At 68.5% G+C, this 14,962-nt stretch carries 21 protein-coding genes; 14 read left to right on the forward strand and 7 right to left on the reverse strand.

What is annotated here, in order from left to right:
* The 5 genes from A5648_RS18445 to A5648_RS18465 form a co-directional block, all read left to right on the forward strand.
* Positions 1–1,244, forward strand: a 1,244-nt coding sequence (locus tag A5648_RS18445; RefSeq protein ID WP_065025934.1) for a cytochrome P450, incomplete at its 5' end; no start/stop codon positions are given.
* Positions 1,245–1,333: 89 nt separating this feature from the next.
* On the forward strand, positions 1,334–2,479 hold the full coding sequence (locus tag A5648_RS18450) for a thiolase family protein (RefSeq protein WP_065025935.1): 1,146 nt from the start codon (positions 1,334–1,336) through the stop codon (positions 2,477–2,479).
* Entirely contained in the window at positions 2,476–3,264 is a 789-nt protein-coding gene (locus A5648_RS18455) for a crotonase/enoyl-CoA hydratase family protein (RefSeq protein WP_065025936.1), read from the forward strand. Before A5648_RS18450 ends, A5648_RS18455 begins: the two co-directional genes overlap by 4 nt.
* Before the next feature lie 5 nt (positions 3,265–3,269).
* Positions 3,270–3,788 (forward strand): gamma carbonic anhydrase family protein, encoded by a 519-nt coding sequence (locus tag A5648_RS18460; RefSeq protein ID WP_065025977.1) that lies wholly within the window; start codon positions 3,270–3,272, stop codon positions 3,786–3,788.
* 45 nt (positions 3,789–3,833) lie between these two features.
* Complete coding sequence (locus A5648_RS18465) at positions 3,834–4,553, forward strand: CPBP family intramembrane glutamic endopeptidase (RefSeq protein ID WP_065025937.1); 720 nt, start codon at positions 3,834–3,836, stop codon at positions 4,551–4,553.
* Positions 4,554–4,557: 4 nt separating this feature from the next.
* Here the strand turns inward: A5648_RS18465 and A5648_RS18470 are convergent, their stop codons facing one another.
* Complete coding sequence (locus A5648_RS18470; RefSeq protein ID WP_065025938.1) at positions 4,558–5,367, reverse strand: enoyl-CoA hydratase; 810 nt, start codon at positions 5,365–5,367, stop codon at positions 4,558–4,560.
* 51 nt (positions 5,368–5,418) lie between these two features.
* On the opposite strand from A5648_RS18470, the gene A5648_RS18475 reads away from it, so the two are divergent.
* Genes A5648_RS18475 through A5648_RS18485 form a run of 3 tightly spaced genes read left to right on the forward strand, consistent with a single transcriptional unit; the run spans position 5,419 to position 8,337 of the window.
* A complete protein-coding gene (locus A5648_RS18475) occupies positions 5,419–6,504 on the forward strand; it encodes a CaiB/BaiF CoA transferase family protein (protein WP_065025978.1) in 1,086 nt (361 codons plus the stop codon).
* 41 nt (positions 6,505–6,545) lie between these two features.
* Positions 6,546–7,298, forward strand: a complete 753-nt coding sequence (locus A5648_RS18480; RefSeq protein ID WP_065025939.1) for a 3-hydroxyacyl-CoA dehydrogenase — start codon at positions 6,546–6,548, stop codon at positions 7,296–7,298.
* A 40-nt stretch (positions 7,299–7,338) separates the two neighbouring features.
* A complete protein-coding gene (locus tag A5648_RS18485) occupies positions 7,339–8,337 on the forward strand; it encodes an NAD(P)H-dependent flavin oxidoreductase (RefSeq protein WP_065025940.1) in 999 nt (332 codons plus the stop codon).
* A gap of 257 nt (positions 8,338–8,594) precedes the next feature.
* On the opposite strand, the gene A5648_RS24945 is transcribed toward A5648_RS18485, so the two are convergent.
* Complete coding sequence (locus tag A5648_RS24945; protein WP_267887459.1) at positions 8,595–8,720, reverse strand: hypothetical protein; 126 nt, start codon at positions 8,718–8,720, stop codon at positions 8,595–8,597.
* Between the two features lie 167 nt (positions 8,721–8,887).
* Between A5648_RS24945 and A5648_RS18490 the strand changes: the two genes are divergently transcribed.
* The gene (locus tag A5648_RS18490; RefSeq protein ID WP_065025941.1) at positions 8,888–9,526 is read left to right on the forward strand and encodes a class I SAM-dependent methyltransferase; all 639 of its coding nucleotides are present in this window, start codon (positions 8,888–8,890) and stop codon (positions 9,524–9,526) included.
* A gap of 6 nt (positions 9,527–9,532) precedes the next feature.
* Here A5648_RS18490 and A5648_RS18495 read toward each other — a convergent pair whose 3' ends face one another.
* On the reverse strand, positions 9,533–10,246 hold the full coding sequence (locus A5648_RS18495; protein ID WP_065025942.1) for an NAD-dependent deacylase: 714 nt from the start codon (positions 10,244–10,246) through the stop codon (positions 9,533–9,535).
* Positions 10,247–10,275: 29 nt separating this feature from the next.
* On the opposite strand from A5648_RS18495, the gene A5648_RS18500 reads away from it, so the two are divergent.
* A complete protein-coding gene (locus tag A5648_RS18500; protein WP_065025943.1) occupies positions 10,276–10,653 on the forward strand; it encodes a GntR family transcriptional regulator in 378 nt (125 codons plus the stop codon).
* Here the strand turns inward: A5648_RS18500 and A5648_RS18505 are convergent.
* On the reverse strand, positions 10,650–11,471 hold the full coding sequence (locus A5648_RS18505; RefSeq protein ID WP_065025944.1) for a class I SAM-dependent methyltransferase: 822 nt from the start codon (positions 11,469–11,471) through the stop codon (positions 10,650–10,652). The genes A5648_RS18500 and A5648_RS18505 overlap by 4 nt on opposite strands.
* Positions 11,472–11,495: 24 nt before the next feature.
* Positions 11,496–12,023, reverse strand: a complete 528-nt coding sequence (locus tag A5648_RS18510) for a DUF1697 domain-containing protein (RefSeq protein WP_065025945.1) — start codon at positions 12,021–12,023, stop codon at positions 11,496–11,498.
* 52 nt (positions 12,024–12,075) lie between these two features.
* On the opposite strand from A5648_RS18510, the gene A5648_RS18515 reads away from it, so the two are divergent.
* A complete protein-coding gene (locus tag A5648_RS18515; RefSeq protein ID WP_065025946.1) occupies positions 12,076–12,519 on the forward strand; it encodes a PPOX class F420-dependent oxidoreductase in 444 nt (147 codons plus the stop codon).
* 14 nt (positions 12,520–12,533) lie between these two features.
* Complete coding sequence (locus A5648_RS23515) at positions 12,534–12,707, forward strand: DUF5302 domain-containing protein (RefSeq protein ID WP_109470841.1); 174 nt, start codon at positions 12,534–12,536, stop codon at positions 12,705–12,707.
* On the opposite strand, the gene A5648_RS18520 is transcribed toward A5648_RS23515, so the two are convergent.
* Positions 12,708–13,004 carry a DUF732 domain-containing protein gene (locus A5648_RS18520; protein ID WP_065025947.1) on the reverse strand — a complete coding sequence of 99 codons (297 nt, stop codon included), beginning with the start codon at positions 13,002–13,004 and terminating at the stop codon, positions 12,708–12,710.
* Positions 13,005–13,101: 97 nt separating this feature from the next.
* On the opposite strand from A5648_RS18520, the gene A5648_RS18525 reads away from it, so the two are divergent.
* Both A5648_RS18525 and A5648_RS18530 read left to right on the forward strand, forming a co-directional pair.
* Entirely contained in the window at positions 13,102–13,698 is a 597-nt protein-coding gene (locus A5648_RS18525; protein ID WP_065025948.1) for an HhH-GPD-type base excision DNA repair protein, read from the forward strand.
* Positions 13,695–13,841, forward strand: a complete 147-nt coding sequence (locus A5648_RS18530) for a hypothetical protein (RefSeq protein WP_019737787.1) — start codon at positions 13,695–13,697, stop codon at positions 13,839–13,841. The genes A5648_RS18525 and A5648_RS18530 overlap by 4 nt, the downstream gene beginning before the upstream one ends.
* Before the next feature lie 105 nt (positions 13,842–13,946).
* On the opposite strand, the gene A5648_RS18535 is transcribed toward A5648_RS18530, so the two are convergent.
* Complete coding sequence (locus A5648_RS18535) at positions 13,947–14,927, reverse strand: hypothetical protein (RefSeq protein WP_065025949.1); 981 nt, start codon at positions 14,925–14,927, stop codon at positions 13,947–13,949.
* Between the last annotated feature and the right edge of the window lie 35 nt (positions 14,928–14,962).

Genomic DNA, 14,962 nt, shown 5'->3' on the forward strand with positions numbered 1-14,962 from the left:
TCGACTTCTTCACCGACCAATCGTTGATCCCCAACCCGTACCCGTATTTCGACCATCTGCGGGCCAAGTGCCCGGTCGTGCACGAACCGCATCAGGGCGTGCTCGCCGTGACCGGGCACGCCGAAGCGCTTGCGGTGTACAAGGATCCGGCGTTTTCCGCGTGCGTGTCGGTCGCGGGTCCGTTCTCCGGGCTGTCGTTCGAAGCCGTTGGCGACGACGTCAGCGACCTGATCGAGGCGCACCGGGCCGAGATTCCGATGAGTGAGCACATCGTCACCCAGGACCCGCCGGAACACACCCGCACCCGCGGGCTGCTCAGCCGGCTGCTCACCCCGAAGCGGCTCAAGGAGAACGAGGAGTTCATGTGGCGGCTGGCCGACGAGCAGCTCGACAAGTTCGTCGCCCGCGGCAGCACCGAGTTCATCGAGGACTACGCAAAACCGTTCTCGATGCTGGTCATCGCCGACCTGCTCGGGGTGCCCACCGCCGACCATCAAGAATTCCGCCGGGTGATGGCCGGCGAGCACGTGGGCTCCCTGGACGACGATCCGGTATCCCACAACCCGCTGCAGTGGCTCGACGACACGTTCTACGCCTACATCGAAAACCGGCGTGAGCAACCGCGCGGGGACGTGCTGACCGAGCTGGCCCAGGCGAAATATCAGGACGGGTCCACGCCGGAGATCATCGACGTGGTGCGCGTTGCCACCTTCCTGTTCGCCGCCGGTCAGGAGACCACCGTCAAACTGCTCAGCGCCGGCTTGCGGGTGATCGCCGAGCAGCCCCAGATTCAGGCGCTGCTGCGCGACGACCGCAGCCGCATTCCGGTGTTCTTGGAGGAGGCGTTGCGGACCGAGAGCCCGGTCAAATCGCATTTCCGGATGGCGCGCACCACCACGACGGTTGGGGAGACGACGGTGCCCGCCGGCACCACGGTGATGTTGCTGCCCGGTGCCAGCAACCGCGACCCGCGCAAGTTCGAGCAGCCCGACGACTTCCGGCTCGATCGGCCCAACGTGCGTGAGCATGTGGCGTTCGGGCGCGGGGTGCACTCCTGCCCCGGGGCGCCGCTGGCCCGCGCCGAGGGCCGGATCTCGCTGAACCGCATCCTGGACCGGATGGCCAATATCCGCATCTGCGAGGAGCGGCACGGCCCGCCCGACGCGCGCCGATACAACTACGAGCCGACCTTCATCATGCGGGGCCTGCAGGACCTGCACCTGGAGTTCGATCCGGTCGGCTGAGCAGGGGCCGGCCACCCCGCCCGCGGGTGCCTTCGGTGGGTTGGTTGACAATCGTCGTCAAGGACCCTCGTTGATGAAGGAGAGCACCCATGGCCGAAGCCGTCATCGTAGAAGCGGTGCGCTCGCCGATCGGCAAGCGCAACGGCGGACTGTCCGGGGTGCACCCGGCCGAACTGTCCGCCCAGGTACTCAACGGGTTGGTCGGCCGCGCCGGGGTGGACCCGGCCCTGGTCGACGACGTGATCTGGGGCTGTGTCATGCAGGCCGGTGAGCAGGCCCTGGACATCGGCCGGACCGCACTGCTAACCGCGGGCTGGCCCGAGACCGTGCCCGGGGTGACGGTGGACCGCCAGTGCGGCTCCAGCCAGCAGTCGGTGCACTTCGCCGCCGCCGGTGTGGTCGCCGGGCACTACGACGTCGTCGTCGCCGGAGGCGTGGAGTCGATGTCACGCACCCCGATGGGCTCCTCGCTGGCCAACGGCGGGCACCCCTACCCCGAGGCGTTCCGCAACCGCTACACCCAGACCCCCAACCAGGGGATCGGTGCGGAGATGATGGCGTCACGCTGGGGTCTGGACCGCACCGCCCTGGACGAGTTCGCACTGGCGTCGCATGAAAAGGCCGCCGCAGCACAGGATTCCGGCGCGTTCACCGACGAGATTGTGGGGATCAAGGACGCCGAGGGCAACGTGATCAGCGCCGACGAGGGCATCCGCCGCGGCACCACCATCGAGAAGATGGCTCAGCTCAAGCCGGCCTTCAAAGAGGACGGCGTCATCCACGCCGGCAACTCGAGCCAGATCTCCGACGGGGCGGCAGCGCTGCTGTTCATGTCGGCGACCAAGGCCAAGGAACTGGGGCTGACCCCGCTGGCGCGGGTGCACACCGCGACGCTGGCCGGTGCCGACCCGGTGATGATGCTGTCCGCCCCGATCCCGGCGACTCAGAAGGCGCTGCAGCGCAGCGGTCTGAGCGTCGACGACATCGGGGTGTTCGAGGTCAACGAGGCGTTCGCGCCGGTACCGATGGCCTGGCTCGCCGACATCAACGCCGATGCGAAGAAGCTCAACCCCAACGGCGGAGCGATCGCGCTCGGTCACCCGCTCGGCGGGTCCGGCGCCCGGATCATGACCACCATGCTGCATCACATGCGGGCCAACGGGATTCGCTACGGGCTCCAGACCATGTGTGAGGGCGGCGGCCAGGCTAACGCCACCATCTTGGAGCTGCTGTGAGTGAGGCGGCCGTTCTCGTCGAGCGGCGCGGAAACGTACTGCTGATCACGATCAACCGGCCTGAGGCCCGCAACGCGATCAACGGCGCGGTCAGCGCCGGCATCGGCGACGCCCTGGCGCAGGCGCAGGACGACGATGAGGTGCGCGCGGTGGTGCTCACCGGCGCCGGCGACAAATCGTTCAGTGCCGGAGCCGATCTCAAGGCGATCGCCAACCGGGAGAACATCTACCACCCCGACCACCCGGAGTGGGGTTTCGCCGGTTACGTGCAGCACTTCATCGACAAGCCGACCATCGCGGCCGTCAACGGCACCGCGCTCGGCGGTGGCACCGAGATCGCCCTGGCCAGCGACCTGGTGGTCGCCGAACAGCGCGCTCAGTTCGGGCTGCCCGAGGTCAAACGCGGCCTGCTCGCCGGTGCCGGCGGAGTGTTCCGCATCATCGATCAACTTCCCCGCAAGATCGCCCAGGAGCTGCTCTATACCGGGGAGCCGATCTCGGCTGCCGACGCCGGCCGCTGGGGACTGGTCAACCGGGTGGTCGATGACGGCGGGGCACTGCAGGCCGCCCTGGAACTCGCCGAACAGATCACCGGCAACGCGCCGCTGTCGGTGCGGGCCACCAAGCGGATTGCCTACGGCGTCGAGGACGGCGCCATCCCCGGCGAGGCGGCCGACTGGGCCCGAACCGGCCGGGAGTTCAGCGCGCTGCTGAAGTCCGAGGACGCCAAGGAGGGTCCACGGGCGTTCGCCGAGAAGCGTGCCCCGGTGTGGAAGGCGCGTTGAGCGACGTGCCCGAGCCGCTGATCATCCCCATTCGCGGTCGCGCCCCGCAGCTGCACCCGGAGTCGTGGGTGGCGCCGAACGCCAGCCTGATCGGGCAGGTCCACCTGGCCGCCCGAGCCAGTGTCTGGTATTCGGCGACGCTGCGCGCCGAGGTGGAGCCCATCGAGATCGGTGTCGACACCAACATTCAGGACGGGGTGACCGTCCACGTCGACAAGGAGTTCCCGGCCTGGGTGGGCGCCCGGGTCAGCGTCGGGCACAACGCGGTGTTGCACGGCTGCACCATCGAGGACGACTCCCTGATCGGGATGGGCGCGATCATCCTCAACGGTGCCGTGGTGGGTGCCGGCTCTCTGATCGCGGCCGGTGCCGTCATCCCGCAGGGCATGGTGGTGCCGCCCCGATCACTGGTGTCGGGGGTGCCGGGCCGGGTGCGACGGGAGCTCAGCGAGGCCGAAATCCGCAATAACCGGCACAACGCCGCGGCCTACCGCCGGCTGATCGAAGTCCACCGGGCGAACTGACGCAATCAGGCCACCGACTGCCGTTCGGCCGCTAGGTTTTGGATCATGACCCAGACCAGTTCGGCCCGGCCCGGCCTGCTGCGCGAGTTCACCGACATCTTCACCAAGGTCTCCGCGCCGTATCACGAGCCGCGGTCCGTCGTGCACCGTCGTCGTGTCGTGGTCTCGGTGGTGGTGCTGCTCGGTGCCGCCGTCCTGGCGTCGATGCACACCAAGAACCCGGGCGACGCCGCGTTCTACTGGCTGTCGCTGGCCCTGGCGGCGGTCTGGTCGGTGGGGGCGGTGGTGGCCGGTCCGCTGCACCTGGGCGCGGTGCGCTTCCGCGGCCGCAACGAGCGGCCGGTGTTCACCGGCACCGGTGTCGGCTTGGTGCTCGGCGGGGTGTTCCTGCTCGGCGGGCTGGCGGTGCAGCAGATCCCGCCGCTGGCCGACCAGGTGACCGCGATCCTCGACTACACCACGCAGGTGTCCTGGCGCCTGGTGGTGTTGATCGCCATCGTCAATGCGGTCGCCGAGGAGATGTTCTTCCGCGGTGCGCTTTTCAGTGCGTTCGGCCGCCGCTACCCGCTGGTGTTGTCGACGCTGCTCTACATCGCGGCGATGATGGCCGCCGGCAATCTGATGATCGGTGTCGCCGCGCTGGTGCTCGGCAGCGTCTGTGCGATCGAGCGCCGGGCCACCGGCGGCGTGCTGGCCCCGGTGCTGACGCATCTGGTGTGGGGCCTGATGATGGTGCTCGCGCTGCCGCCGATCTTCGGCAGGTAGCCGCTCAGGAGTCGGTGAACTTCGGCGTGCGCCGGTCCTGAAATGCGCGGGTGCCCTCGCGGAAGTCGTGGGCGTTCAACAGAATCGACTGGCCGACGTATTCGCGGTCCAGCGTCGCGTCCAGCTCGGTCAGCGTCGCGGCGTTGATGGCGTGCTTGGTCTTGGCGAAGGCCGCCGCCGGACCGGCCAGCAACCCGGCCAGCACCTTGTGCACCTCGGCGTCGAAGTCCTCGGCCGGGTAGACCGCGCTGATCAAGCCCCACTCCAAAGCCTCGGCGGCCGGCAGCCGTTCGGCCAGCAGCGCCAGCCGCATGGCGCGGATCCGGCCGATCGCCGCGGCGACCAGCGCCGAGGCGCCACCGTCGGGCATCAGCCCAATCTTGGTGAACGCCAACAGGAAAAACGCCTTGTCCGACGCCAGCACCAGGTCGCAGGCCAAAGCCAGCGACACCCCGACACCGGCGGCCGGGCCCTGCACCACGGCCACCACCGGCCGCGGCAGCGCGGCGATCGCCCGGATCGCGCGGTTGGCCTCGACGATGATCTCCGTCGGCACGCCGTCCGATGCGTCCTCGGCGCTGATCCCGGCGCCGGAGCTGAACCCGCGGCCGGCCCCGCCGAGCCGCACTGCGCGCACCCGCGGGTCGCGGGCGGCGCCCTCCATGGCGTCGGCGATACCGGCCAGCACGCCGGTGGTCAGCGAGTTGAGGCTGTCCGGGCGGTCGATGGTCACCGAGAGCACCCCGTCGGCCAAAGTCACGGTCAGGCCCTCCACTGGGGCCAGGGTGTCGATGCCGGAGTCGATTGTCGTCATGACCCTCACCTTAGGATGCACATCACAGGTGCAGACGACGAGGAGGCAGACATGGCGGGACCACTGGCGGGGCTGCGGGTCATCGAACTGGCCGGGATCGGACCGGGGCCGCACGCGGCGATGATTCTCGGCGACCTGGGTGCCGACGTGGTACGGGTGGACCGCCCGCCGAAATTCGGTGGCGGTGCGTCGAAGGACACCATGCTGCGCAACCGGCGGTCGGTGACCGCCGACCTGAAGTCGCCGGAGGGCCGCGACCTGGTGCTCGCCCTGGTCGCAAAGGCCGACGTGCTGATCGAGGGCTTCCGCCCCGGCGTCACCGAGCGGCTCGGCCTGGGACCGGAGGACTGCGCCAAGGTCAACGACAAGCTCATCTACGGCCGGATGACCGGCTGGGGGCAGACCGGACCGCGCGCACTGCAGGCCGGTCACGACATCAACTACATCTCGCTCAACGGCGCCCTGCACTCGATCGGCCGCGCGGGGGAGCGCCCGGTGCCGCCGCTGAACCTGGTCGGCGATTTCGGTGGCGGATCGATGTTTTTGCTGGTCGGCATCTTGTCGGCGTTGTGGGAGCGGCAGAGCTCCGGCAAGGGGCAGGTGATCGACGCGGCCATGGTCGACGGCTCGAGCATGCTCGGGGCGATGATGTGGAGCTTCCGTGCCCAAGGCATGTGGAGCGACGAGCGCGGCGTCAACATGCTCGACACCGGCGCCCCCTACTACGACACCTACGAGTGCGCCGACGGCCGTTACGTCTCGGTGGGTTCGATCGAGCCGCAGTTCTTCGCCGAACTGCTGGCCAAGCTGGGCCTGAACCCGGCCGAGGTGCCGGAGCAGAACGACAAGAGCCGCTGGCCGGAGCTGCGTGAGGTATTCACCGCCGCGTTCGCGGCGCACGACCGGGACCACTGGGCCAAGGTGTTCGCCGACTCCGACGCCTGCGTCGCACCGGTCCTGGCCTTCAATGAGGTGCTCTCGGACCCGCATGTCGCCGAGCGCGACACCTTCTACGAGGCCGACGGTTCCCTGCAGCCCATGCCGGCGCCGCGGTTCTCCCGCAGCGTCCCCGCCGTCCCGACGCCGCCGGCGGTACTGGGGGCCGACAACGACACCATCCTGAGCGACTGGGTATAGTCCCGACCAACCGGCTGGTTGGTTGACGAAGGGATGACACGGTGCAGATCAAGGATGCGGTGGCAGTCGTCACCGGCGGTGCCTCTGGGCTCGGTTTGGCGACGACGAAACGCCTGCTCGACGCCGGCGCGCAGGTGGTGGTGGTCGACCTGCGCGGCGCCGACGCCGTGGCGGAGTTGGGGGACCGGGCCCGGTTCGCCGAGGCCAACGTCACCGACCCCGAGGCGGTCACCGCGGCGCTGGATGTCGCTGAGTCGTTGGGGCCGTTGCGAATCAACGTCAACTGCGCGGGCATCGGCAACGCGATCAAGACGCTGAGCAAAAACGGCGCCTTCCCGATCGAGGAGTTCACCAAGGTGGTGCAGGTGAACCTGATCGGCACCTTCAACGTGCTGCGGCTGGCCGCCGAGCGCATCGCCAAGACCGAACCGGTCGGTGAGGAGCGCGGCGTCATCATCAACACCGCCTCGGTGGCCGCGTTCGACGGTCAGATCGGCCAGGCCGCCTATTCGGCGTCCAAGGGCGGCGTGGTCGGCATGACCCTGCCGATCGCGCGGGACCTGTCCCGCGACCTGATCCGGGTCTGCACCATCGCCCCGGGCCTGTTCAAGACCCCGCTGCTGGGTTCGCTGCCCGAGGAGGCGCAGCGTTCGCTCGGCGGGCAGGTGCCGCACCCGGCCCGGCTCGGCGACCCCGACGAGTACGGCGCGCTGGCCGAGCACATCATTGAGAATCCGATGCTCAACGGCGAGGTGATCCGCCTCGACGGTGCGATCCGGATGGCACCGCGATGAGCGCTTGCGCAAAGAGCACTAAGCACAGCAAGGAGTCCACATGTCCCTGACAACGAAATTCACCGAGACGTTCGGTGTGGAGCATCCCATCGCCCAAGGCGGCATGCAGTGGGTGGGCCGTGCGGAACTGGTTGCGGCGGTGGCGAACTCGGGGGCGCTGGGGTTCCTCACCGCGCTCACCCAGCCCACCCCGGCCGATTTGGCCAACGAGATCGCCAAGACCCGCGATCTGACCGACAAGCCGTTCGGGGTGAACCTGACCATCCTGCCGACGATCAACCCGCCGCCCTATGACGAGTACCGCCAGGTGATCGTCGACGCCGGCATCAAGATCGTCGAGACCGCCGGGTCCAACCCGGCGCCGCACCTACCGATGTTCCACGACAACGGAATCAAGGTGCTGCACAAATGTACCTCGGTACGCCACGCGGTCAAGGCGCAGAGCCTCGGCGTGGACGGCATCAGCATCGACGGGTTCGAATGCGCCGGGCACCCCGGCGAGGACGACATCCCCGGTCTGGTGCTGATCCCGGCCGCGGCCGCCCAGATCGAGATCCCGATGATCGCCTCCGGCGGCTTCGCCGACGCCCGCGGCCTGGTCGCTGCCCTGGCACTCGGCGCCGACGGCATCAACATGGGCTCGCGGTTCATGTGCACCGTGGAATCGTGCATCCACCAGAACGTCAAGGAAGCCATCGTCGCCGGCGACGAGCGCGGCACCGAGCTGATCTTCCGGCCGTTGCGCAACACCGCCCGGGTGGCGTCCAACACCGTCTCGCGCGAGGTCGTCGACATCCTCGACAAGGGCGGGCAGTTCCCCGATGTGCAGGAGTTGGTGGCCGGGGTCCGGGGCCGCAAGGTTTTCGACGACGGCGACGTCGAGGCCGGCATCTGGTCGGTGGGCACCGCGATGGGGCTGATCAACGACATCCCCACCGTTGGGGAGTTGGTGTCGCGAATCGTTTCCGAGGCCGAGGAGCTGATCTCGGGGCGCCTGGCCGGCATGCTCGAGCTCGACGACGAGGAGAACGTCGCCTGACGGCGCCAGTCTCCGGCTGACGCGCCGGATTTTCGTACTGAGTGCATGTTCGGCGTTGATGTCAGCCCGCCGATGCGCTGGACGATCTCGGCGTGCTGAGCGGCTACGCGACTGGAGCTGCGATGCGGGCGTCTAGCGGCTCAAACCTGAATGCAAGAGAAATGAATGACTCACGGATCGCGGACTGCCCGGATGCGGGCGGCCGCCGTCGCGCAATGGCGCATAGTGAAAGGCGCCGCTACCGCGGCGCCCGTCACTCAACTGGCCAGCGGATGCCAGTCGTCGAGCTGCTCGGAGGTGTCGCCTTCGACCAGGACATCGCCGTGGTACAGGGCCTCGAAGTCGACCTTGATGACGTCGGAACTTGAGTCGTCGATCCACATGACACTGAGCGTATGGGTCACTATTAAGGGATCATTGAGTCACGTTTCGGGAAACTGTGGCAATACTACCGGCGGGTAGCCTTTGCCGGTCTTTTCGGCTGGGACTGTGCTTTTTGCGTGCACGCCGGTACGGCCGGGCCACACCGCTGAGACGCTAGGGTGGCCCCATGACATCACCTTCGACCTTGGACAACCCGCTGTTCGCCCGGATCTGGACGTTCATGTCGAGCCGCGAGACCGACTGGCTGCGGGACCGGCGCCGGGAGAACCTGGAAGGCCTGTCCGGGCGGGTGCTGGAGGTCGGGGCGGGCACCGGAAGCAACTTCGCGTTCTATCCCGAGACCGTCACCGAGGTTGTCGCCCCCGAGCCGGAGTCCCGGCTGCGCGAGGCCGCCGGTCAAGCAGCGGCCGCGGCGCCGGTGCCGGTGAGCGTCGTGGCCAGCACCGTCGAAGCGCTGGATGCCGGCGAACCGTTCGACGCGATCGTGTGCTCTCTGGTGTTGTGCTCGGTCGAGCAGCCCCGCGAGGTGCTGCGCCAACTGCTCGCGTTGCTCAAGCCCGGCGGAGAGCTGCGCTATTTCGAGCACGTCGCCAGCGCCGGGGCGCGGGGCGGGCTGCAGCGACTGGCCGACGCCACGATCTGGCCGAAGCTGTTCGGGAATTGCCATACCCACCGCGACACCGAGCAGATGATCACCGACGCCGGCTTCACCGTCGGGACATCCCGGCGCGGCCATCAGTTTCCGGCGTGGGCGCCGGTACCGGTGTCGGAGTTCGCGCTGGGTCGTGCCAACCGCCCGGCCTGAGCCGCGTTAACCCAACAGCGAGGGCAGCCGCTGCAACAAGCCGGGTAATGCCGCCGAGGCGGTGTCGCGGATGCTCACCGTGGCTCTGGCGGACAACGGCGTCGCTTCGGGGTTGACCTCGATGACGGTCTTGCGCTGCTCCAGCGCCAGCTCGGGCAGGCTGGCCGCCGGATAGACCACCGCAGAGGTTCCCACCACGACCAGCACATCGGCGGCGTCGATGGCCCCGATCGCGGCGCTCCACGGGCCCTCCGGGAGGTTTTCGCCGAACCAGACGATGTCGGGGCGGATCAAACCGCCGCAGCCGCAAACCGGCGGGGCCACTTCCAGCTGCGGCTCCGACATCTCCGGCAGTTTCTCCGTATAGGGGTGATCGCAGTCCGCGCAACGGAATTTGAACATGCTGCCGTGTAGATGGTGAACCGTGGAACTGCCGCCACGCTCATGCAGATTGTCGACGTTCTGGGTGATGACTTGGACCTCGGCGTGCTGCTCCCAGTCCGCGACCGCGCGATGGCCGGCGTTCGGCCCGACTCGGCTGGCCAGGTGATGGCGCCACAGGTACCAGCCCCAGATCAGTTCCGGGTGCCGGTTCCAGCCGTCGATGCTGGACACCTCATAGGGGTCGTAGCGCGACCACAGACCGTTCTTGTCGTCACGGAAAGTAGGCACCCCACTCTCCGCTGAGATCCCCGCGCCGCTGAACACCGCCACCTGCACGCCACCAACATAGCCGGGATACTGGGTCGATGGACTTCACGGAACTGCTGGGGATCGATGCGCAGCCGGGCGCTCCGTTGTTCGAGCAGGTCAGGACACGAATGATCGAGGCGGTCCGCGAAGGCGCCCTGCCGGCGGGAACCAGGTTGCCGACGGTGCGCGAGCTGGCCGGTCAGCTGGGCCTGGCGGTCAACACGGTGGCCCGGGCGTACCGGGAGCTGGAGACCGCCGGGGTCGTCGAAACCCGCGGCCGTTTCGGCACTTTCGTGGCGAGCAGCGATCCGACCGGTGCGGCCATGACGGCGGCCGCCGGCGCTTTCGTCGCGGCGGCCCGCGCGGTCGGCCTCGGCAAGGCCGACGCGCTGCGCTACCTCGACGTGGCCTTCGACAACGTCGGCGGTTCTTAGCCGAATTCCAGCAGGGTCAGCGACGGGCGCGCGTCGGCGAGGGAACGCAGCCCGTAGATGGTCGGCAGCACAGTGTTGAACAGCCACCCGCGGCCCCGCGGCAGCTGCAGATCGTGGACCGCCCGGACGCCGGGCACGGTGTCCACCAGCTTGGCGCTGTCGGCGGCGGACAGGGTGAACGGCATCGAGGGCGCCCGGTAGCGCAGCGATGTCGGCACGCCGTGACGGAGCAGCCAGCCGATCCAGGCGGGCGGGAGGTCGAAGATCATCCGGCCGCCCGGAAACCGGCGGGCGCACTCGGCGATCAGGCCCAGCGACTGCTCGGGCTGCAGGTACATCAGCAGGCCCTCGGCGCTGATGAACACTCCGTCAGACGTGTCGACGCGGTCCATCCAGCTGTAGTCCAGTGCGGACTGGGCGCACACCGAGACCCGCGACTCTGCCGGGAGCAGTCGCTCGCGGATCTCGATGATCGGCGGCAGATCGACAGTGAGCCAACGGAATTGCGGATCCTCAACCGCTTCGCTGAGCCGCCAGAAGCTGGTCTGCAATCCCTCGGCCAGTGCCACCACGGTGCCCGTCGGGTGCTGGCGAAGGAAGCGCAGCGCCTCGGTGTCGATGCCCAGTGCGCGCACGGCGATGTCCTGGCGGGTCGAGCCGAACTTGGCGAAATCGAAGTCGATCGAGTCCGCCAGCCGGACCGCCATCGGATCGTTGATGATCCGGTCGGGACGGCGAGCCTCGGTCGCTCGCGCGTTCAAGGTCAGCAACGCGGTCTCGGAGACGCCGGTCAGGGTGACTTTCTGTGCCTGGCTCACCTGTGCGACCTTACCGGTGGCGGTTCAGCGCAGCGTCTTGGTCAAGGTGCGCAGGTTGCGGGTCGTGGTCGACGCTGCGTACCGCTTCTTGCCCATCGTCTTGCCCACGGTGCTGTCCAGGGTGTTGCCCTTGGGGATCTGCCAATAGATCACCCCGTCGCCCGGCGCGATCTTTTCGCCGGGGCCGATCTGGGTCTCGTCGGCGAGCGCGGACAGCTCGGCCAGCGCCGCCTCGTCGGCGACGAAGGTGACATAGGAGTGAGAGCCGGCGACCTCCGGTTCGAACGGGTAAGCCGCGACGATGTCGCGCACCGTGTCGATGTCGTAGACCAGCACCCGGGCCGGGTAGTCGAAGCGCTTACCCAGGGCGGCTTCCACGGTGCTGCGCACCGCCGCGGCACCCTTTGGTGATTCCAGCACGACGTTGCCGCTGGCGAGAACGGTGCGGACCTCGGCCAAGCCTGCCTCGGTCAGTGCGGCAGCAACGTCGGCCATCTTGAGGTTGACGCCGCCGACGTTGACGCCGCGTAAGAACGCCGCGTACCGGGTCATCTGCGCGATAGTAACGACGGCGCACACCGGCTTCAATCGGTACGCTTCCGGCATGGGACGCCAGGTATTCGACGACAAGTTGCTGGCAGTGATCAGCGGGAACTCGCTCGGCGTGCTGGCCACCGTCAAACGCGACGGGCGTCCGCAACTGTCGAACGTGCAGTATCACTTCGACCCGCGCGTGGTCGCGGTGCAGGTGTCGGTCACCGAACCGCGGGCCAAGACCCGCAACCTGCGTCGCGATCCGAGGGCCTCGCTGTTGGTCAGTTCCGACGACGGCTGGTCCTATGCCGTCGCCGAAGGGGATGCGCAGCTGACGCCGCCGGCCGCGGCTCCCGGCGATGACACCGTCGAGGCGCTGGTGGCGTTGTACCGCAACATCGCCGGCGAGCACCCGGATTGGGACGAGTACCGCGAGGCGATGGTGACCGATCGCCGCGTGCTGCTGACGTTGCCGATCACGCACCTGTACGGCATGCCGCCGGGCATCCGCTGAGCTACGCTCCGGTCATGCCCGAATCAGATTCCGCCGCAGACGAGAACAAGCGCAAGTTCCGTGAGGCCCTGGAGCGCAAGAAGGCGAAGTCGGCGGGCGGCTCCGACCACAAGGACGCCGGCGCCAAGCAGCCCAGATCGCACGGCCCGCTGGAGAGCCGCCGGGAGTTCCGGCGCAAGAGCGGATAGTTACTGCACCGGGCAGGCGTACTGGCGGGCCACATCCATCAGCCGCTGGCCGGCTCCTGGGCCGATGACTCCCTGCGCGGTGAGTTCCCAGCCGATGAGGCCCGGAAGGCCGCCCTCACACGACTGGTGGGCCACCCGCCACGCGGTGTCGGGGTTGAGGTTGAACCCGTTGCGTTCCAGGCCCTGCATGTAGGCGTCGAATTCCGGGGTGCCCTGCTCCGGTATCGCGCCGGCCGTGGCGGCCAAGGCGAGGGCGCAAGCCATCGCTGCGATAAGAGCTGCCGCTACACGTCTCATGCCTGTCTCCTGGAGATCGGTTGTCGCCTATACGGTTGCACACTCCACCGACACGGACACTTGTACTCGCCAAGTCGGGTGGTCCTAGACTGTCGGCGTGCCGAAGCTGCAGCTGGTGGGAGACCCGGACGCCGACGCGTTGCTGAGCACCGACCCGTTCGCGCTGCTGGTCGGCATGCTGCTCGATCAGCAGATACCCATGGAGGTCGCGTTCGCCGGGCCGAAGAAGATCGCCGACCGGATGGGTGGCCTCGACCCGCACGAAATCGCCGGACGCGACCCCGAGGAGTTCGCCGCCCTGTGTGCGGAAAAGCCTGCGGTGCATCGCTTCCCAGGATCGATGGCAGGCCGCGTGCAAGCGTTGGCGCAAGCCATCGTCGACCAGTACGGCGGCGACACGGCCGCGCTGTGGACGGCCGGCGAGCCCGATGGCGCCCAGGTGTACAAGCGGCTCAAGGCGTTGCCCGGCTTCGGTGAGCAGAAGGCGCGGATCTTTGTGGCCTTGCTCGGCAAGCAGTACGGCGTGACCCCGCCGGGGTGGCGGGAGGCCGCCGGGGCGTACGGCGGTGCCGACACCCGTCTGTCGATCGCCGATGTCGTCGATGCGGCGTCGCTGCAACAGGTACGGTCCACCAAGAAAGCGCAGAAACAGGCGGCAAAACAAGCACGCGAGAGCGGAAAGGCGGCGACGTGAAGACCCATCTGAACTGTCCGTGTGGCGAGGCCATCGTCGGTAAGGACGAAGACGACCTGGTCGACCTGACCCAGAAGCATCTCGCGGATGCGCACCCCGGTATGAGCTACGACCGGGACGCCATCTTGTTCATGGCCTACTGACGCTGTCCGTGCGATAGCACGAGACCGACGTTTTGCAGGGAAAGTGCCCGGGAGCACTCCTGCAAAACGTCGGTCTCGGCGTTGGAGGCATGGCCTACTGGGGCCTTACGGCACCACTGTCGAGCCGATGGTCGGCAGGAAGTTGCACTGGTGGTCCTTGGTGCTGACCTGACCGAAGATCGTCGACATGATGCTGCCCGAGCCGGTGTCGACGATCGCGGTCAGCGTCGTCGGCCCGTCCGCGTTGATGTCGGAGCGCGGCTGCAGGGTAGCGCTGCCGGACTTGCCCGTGGTCAGGTTGACCCAGGTGACGTTCAGCGGAAGCTTCTGGGTCTCGGCCGGGCCGGGGGTGCCGACGGCGGTGAAGACGTAGGCGGTCTGGCCGGGCTTCGGACCAGGGGTGGGAATGGTAGCCGGGCCGGCCACCGAGAGTGCGGTGGCGATGACGTTGCCGCCGTCGGCCAGGCAGTTCTGGCCGATCGAGGGGTACATGAAGTCCTGGGTCGGCGGGGCGTCCGGGCCGAATCCGGGATTGGCGGCGGCCGGTGTCGCCTCGGGTGCGGCAGCCTCGGCCGGGACGGCTTCGGCAGGCGGTGCGGCGACGCCGGCGGCCTCCGGCGGCGCCGGGACGGCTTCCGGTGCGCTCGGCGCGGCCTGCGGAACCGGTCCCACCGACTTGGCGGGGTCCACACCGCTGGGCAGGTGCGCCACCAAGCCCGGCGCCGATCCGGCCGTCGGCACGTGCTCACTGGACAACATGGCTTCCGGCGGTGTCTGCACGAACTGCGCCACCGAGTCGGCCACCTGCCGGGAATTGGCCGGCGCGGAGGAGTTTCCGGCGAACGCGGCGGCAGCGGCGGCCAGCAGCGAGGTGGCCCCGGTCGGGTCGGCGGCCGCCTGCTGGATCACCGGGCTCAATTGCTCGAGCGCGGGCAGGCCGGGAAAGCCCGCGGTGGGCAGCGGCAGGGCCGGGACGGCCGGGTCGGCTGCAGCAACCGCGCTGAGACCGCCGAAGAGCAGTGCGGCCGAGGATCCGACCGCGACGGTCGCCGTGGTGGCGTTGAACAGCGTCCGGAGGCGCGACATGATTTCCCCAATCGTCGGCGGTGGCTTCTACGAAA

Origin of the sequence: Mycolicibacter sinensis, from assembly GCF_001673565.1 — a bacterium.
Lineage (GTDB): Bacteria > Actinomycetota > Actinomycetes > Mycobacteriales > Mycobacteriaceae > Mycobacterium > Mycobacterium sinense_C.